This is a genomic window from Flavobacterium sp. GNP011 (assembly GCF_056428925.1).
In genome coordinates, this window is the sequence record NZ_JBWJVJ010000040.1 from 1 (window position 1) to 2,920 (window position 2,920).

Sequence of the window (2,920 nt, forward strand, 5' to 3'; positions counted from 1 at the left end):
CCAGCACCTGCACAGGTATCAACTACTCTCATTCCTGGTTTTACATCCAAAAATGAGAGTAGTTGATACCTGTGCAGGTGCTGGTGGAAAAACACTTCACATTGCCTCTTTGATGGAAAATAAAGGACAATTAATTGCAATGGATTTATATGAAAGTAAATTAAAGCAATTAAAAATTAGAGCCAAAAGAGATGGTGCTTTTAATATTGAGTACCGCATTATCGACTCTACTAAAATTATAAAAAAATTACACGAGAGAGCTGATAGAGTTTTGATTGATGCTCCATGTAGCGGTTTAGGGGTTTTAAAAAGAAATCCTGATGCTAAATGGAAATTGAAACCAGAGTTCATTGATAACATTCGTAAAGTACAATCTGAAGTTTTAGAAAGTTATTCTAAAATTGTAAAACCAGGAGGGAAATTAGTTTATGCAACTTGCTCTATTTTACCATCTGAAAACCAAGATCAAGTGAAACGTTTTTTAACTACCGAAATTGGAAAACAATTTACTTTCGTTAAAGATCATAAAATCCTAGCATCAGAGTCAGGGTTTGATGGCTTTTACATGGCGCTTCTAGAACGTAAAGAATAATATTAAAAGCTTATAGCACAAAAAAAACTCCAATTTCTAAATTAGAAATTGGAGTTTTTTTATTAGTTCTCTTCGTCTGTCATGTGTGATTTAGAGTAACCACGCCATTTTTCAATACAATCTTGAAAATCTTTAGGCAACTCAGTATCAAAACGCATCATTTCACCAGTTGTAGGATGAATGAATCCGAGTGTTTTTGCGTGAAGTGCTTGCCTTGGTAACGCTTTAAAACAGTTGTCTATAAACTGTTTGTATTTTGTAAATGTAGTTCCTTTCAATATCAAGTGACCTCCATAACGCTCATCATTAAATAAGGGATGCCCAATGTGTTTCATATGGGCCCGAATTTGATGTGTTCGTCCAGTCTCAAGCTGACAAGCTATTAAAGTAACGTATCCAAAACGTTCTAATACTTTATAATGCGTTACAGCTGGTTTCCCTATTTCAGGATCAGCAAAAACGGCCATTTGCATACGATCTTTCAAATGTCTAGCTAAATTTCCTTCTATAGTACCACTATCCTCTGCCACATTGCCCCAAACAAGAGCAACATATTCTCTTTCTGATGTTTTTGCTTCAAATTGCTTGGCAAGATGCGTCATAGCGGCTTCGGTCTTTGCAATGACTAACAAGCCTGATGTGTCTTTATCAATTCGGTGAACAAGTCCAGGACGTTCACTACTATTCATAGGCAAATTATCAAAATGATGGGCTAATGCATGAACTAAGGTTCCAGTATAATTCCCATGACCAGGATGCACTACCATTCCAGGTAATTTATTGATCAACAATAAAGTATCATCTTCATAAACAATATCAAGCGGAATATCCTCTGGAATAATATGCTTTCGCATCCTCCGTATGAAAATCATATTATTCCAGAGGATATTCCGCTTGATATTGTTTATGAAGATGATACTTTATTGTTGATCAATAAATTACCTGGAATGGTAGTGCATCCTGGTCATGGGAATTATACTGGAACCTTAGTTCATGCATTAGCCCATCATTTTGATAATTTGCCTATGAATAGTAGTGAACGTCCTGGACTTGTTCACCGAATTGATAAAGACACATCAGGCTTGTTAGTCATTGCAAAGACCGAAGCCGCTATGACGCATCTTGCCAAGCAATTTGAAGCAAAAACATCAGAAAGAGAATATGTTGCTCTTGTTTGGGGCAATGTGGCAGAGGATAGTGGTACTATAGAAGGAAATTTAGCTAGACATTTGAAAGATCGTATGCAAATGGCCGTTTTTGCTGATCCTGAAATAGGGAAACCAGCTGTAACGCATTATAAAGTATTAGAACGTTTTGGATACGTTACTTTAATAGCTTGTCAGCTTGAGACTGGACGAACACATCAAATTCGGGCCCATATGAAACACATTGGGCATCCCTTATTTAATGATGAGCGTTATGGAGGTCACTTGATATTGAAAGGAACTACATTTACAAAATACAAACAGTTTATAGACAACTGTTTTAAAGCGTTACCAAGGCAAGCACTTCACGCAAAAACACTCGGATTCATTCATCCTACAACTGGTGAAATGATGCGTTTTGATACTGAGTTGCCTAAAGATTTTCAAGATTGTATTGAAAAATGGCGTGGTTACTCTAAATCACACATGACAGACGAAGAGAACTAATAAAAAAACTCCAATTTCTAATTTAGAAATTGGAGTTTTTTTTGTGCTATAAGCTTTTAATATTATTCTTTACGTTCTAGAAGCGCCATGTAAAAGCCATCAAACCCTGACTCTGATGCTAGGATTTTATGATCTTTAACGAAAGTAAATTGTTTTCCAATTTCGGTAGTTAAAAAACGTTTCACTTGATCTTGGTTTTCAGATGGTAAAATAGAGCAAGTTGCATAAACTAATTTCCCTCCTGGTTTTACAATTTTAGAATAACTTTCTAAAACTTCAGATTGTACTTTACGAATGTTATCAATGAACTCTGGTTTCAATTTCCATTTAGCATCAGGATTTCTTTTTAAAACCCCTAAACCGCTACATGGAGCATCAATCAAAACTCTATCAGCTCTCTCGTGTAATTTTTTTATAATTTTAGTAGAGTCGATAATGCGGTACTCAATATTAAAAGCACCATCTCTTTTGGCTCTAATTTTTAATTGCTTTAATTTACTTTCATATAAATCCATTGCAATTAATTGTCCTTTATTTTCCATCAAAGAGGCAATGTGAAGTGTTTTTCCACCAGCACCTGCACAGGTATCAACTACTCTCATTCCTGGTTTTACATCCAAAAATGAGAGTAGTTGATACCTGTGCAGGTGCTGGTGGAAAAACACTTCACATTGCC

At 35.6% G+C, this 2,920-nt stretch carries 3 protein-coding genes and 1 pseudogene; 2 read left to right on the plus strand and 2 right to left on the minus strand.

The genetic code is table 11. The annotated features are described in order from the left end of the window. Positions 1 to 592 (plus strand): RsmB/NOP family class I SAM-dependent RNA methyltransferase (locus AC061E_RS16460; RefSeq protein ID WP_478287231.1); only part of this gene is annotated, 592 nt, incomplete at its 5' end. Positions 593 to 654: 62 nt separating this feature from the next. Here AC061E_RS16460 and AC061E_RS16465 read toward each other — a convergent pair. Further along, positions 655 to 1,434: pseudogene (locus AC061E_RS16465) on the minus strand (RluA family pseudouridine synthase); the annotation flags it as partial. Here AC061E_RS16465 and AC061E_RS16470 point away from each other — a divergent pair. Continuing rightward, positions 1,435 to 2,244 carry an RluA family pseudouridine synthase gene (locus AC061E_RS16470; RefSeq protein ID WP_478287232.1) on the plus strand — a complete coding sequence of 270 codons (810 nt, stop codon included), beginning with the start codon at positions 1,435 to 1,437 and terminating at the stop codon, positions 2,242 to 2,244. It abuts the pseudogene before it with no gap. Between the two features lie 62 nt (positions 2,245 to 2,306). Here AC061E_RS16470 and AC061E_RS16475 read toward each other — a convergent pair. Then, the coding region (locus tag AC061E_RS16475) for an RsmB/NOP family class I SAM-dependent RNA methyltransferase (protein WP_478287233.1) at positions 2,307 to 2,920 on the minus strand (614 nt) is incomplete at its 5' end.

What these genes read in the sequence shown, in the direction of transcription:
- AC061E_RS16470 (WP_478287232.1), top strand. Translation starts at nt 1,435, where the DNA reads ATGCTTTCGCATCCTCCGTATGAAAATCATATTATTCCAGAGGATATT.